Consider the following 1,674-nt stretch of genomic DNA (forward strand, 5'->3'; position numbering starts at 1 on the left):
GCTCGGCCCAGGCCGCCAAGGAAATCAAGACCCTCATCGGCGCCTCCGTCGAGAAGGTCGAGTCCGGCGCCAAGCTGGTGCAGAACGCCGGCTCCACCATGACCGAGATCGTCGCCTCCGTGCAGCGCGTGTCCGACATCATCGGCGAGATCACCGCCGCCACCGCCGAGCAGAGCTCCGGCATCGGCCAGGTCAACACCGCCGTCATCCAGCTCGACCAGATGACGCAGCAGAACGCCGCACTCGTCGAGGAGTCCGCCGCCGCCGCCGAAAGCCTCAAGGAGCAGGCCTACAGGCTCGCCGACGTCGTCAGCGCGTTCAAGCTCAAACAGGGCGTCGGTGCCGTGGCGCGTCAGGTCATCGAGCGCGCGCGCGAGAGCAGCATGCCGGCGGCGGCACCACGCGACATGCCGGCGCCACTGCCGACGCGCAAGCCGATCGCAGCAGCTGCCGCACCGGTCGTCGCCCGCTCAGAAGCGGCACCCGTTTCGCGCCAGGACGACGACTGGACCACCTTTTGATCTGAACGCTACACCGGAGCACGTCGTGAAACTTTCCAACATGAAGCTGGGCACCCGGCTCTCGGTCGCCTTCGGTACGATCCTGGCCATACTGGCCACCGTCACGGCGATCGGTCTGATCCAGCTGCGGGAAATCCGCGTGCTCCAGAACGAGGTTGTCGAACATGATCACCTGGCCGAGCTTGCTGTGCGCTGGCGCGGCGAGACCAGCGTCAACCTCACCCGCACTCTGGCGATTGCGAAATCGGGCGGCCTGCAGTCTCTGAGCGACTACATGCAGCCGCTGATCAAGCAGACCAGCCAGGGGATCACGGAAATCCAGAAGCAGGTCAAGGGATCCACGAGCGACCCCCGGGCCGCCGAACTGCTGGAAGCCGTGGGTGAGCGTCGGCAAGCCTATCTCGATGCGCGAGACAAGGTCTTCGGCCTCGTCAAGGCCGGCGACATGCTCGCCGCCTCATCCGAGATGGATGCGCAACTGGTCCCCGCCTCGTTGATCTATCTCGAAAGCATCGACAACTATGCAACGTACCAGCACGAGCTGAGCGAGCAGGCCCGCCAGATTGCGACGGAGCACATCTCGTGGTCGATCTGGTTGATCGGCATGCTGGCTGCTGCAGCGCTGGGCGCCGGAGCGGCCCTGTCGGTGATCATCGGCCGGTCCGTCACGCGCCCCCTGGAGCGAGCCGTCGCCGCATCCGAGTCCATTGCCAAAGGCGACCTGACACAATCGATCTCGGTCGACCGCAGCGACGAGGTCGGCCGGTTGCTGCAGGCGCTGCACGTCATGCAGGGTCAGTTGCATCGTACGGTCTCTCAGATTCAGGCGGCCACCGACGGCATTTCCACGGCATCGACCGAGATCGCCAGCGGCAACCTCGATCTGTCGGCCCGCACTGAAGAGGCGGCCTCCAGCCTGCAGCAGACCGCCTCCTCCATGGAGCAGCTCACCAGCACCGTCAAGCAGTCCGCCGACGCCGCCGCCCAGGCCAACCAGCTCGCCTCGTCGGCCTCGTCGGTCGCCTTGCGCGGCGGCCAGGTCGTCTCCCAGGTGGTCGCCACCATGGACGAGATCAACACCTCCTCCAAGAAGATCGCCGACATCATCGGCGTCATCGACGGCATCGCCTTCCAGACCAACATCCTCGCGCTC

2 protein-coding genes are annotated in these 1,674 nt (G+C 65.9%); both read left to right on the forward strand.

All coding sequences use genetic code 11. The features are described 5' to 3' along the window. Positions 1-521 (forward strand): methyl-accepting chemotaxis protein (locus M8A51_RS26130; RefSeq protein WP_251781555.1); only part of this gene is annotated, 521 nt, incomplete at its 5' end. Between the two features lie 40 nt (positions 522-561). Continuing rightward, positions 562-1,674, forward strand: a 1,113-nt coding sequence (locus tag M8A51_RS26135) for a methyl-accepting chemotaxis protein (RefSeq protein ID WP_280926208.1), incomplete at its 3' end; no start/stop codon positions are given.

The sequence above is a fragment of the Caldimonas mangrovi genome, from assembly GCF_023721835.1.
Lineage (GTDB): Bacteria > Pseudomonadota > Gammaproteobacteria > Burkholderiales > Burkholderiaceae_C > Caldimonas > Caldimonas mangrovi.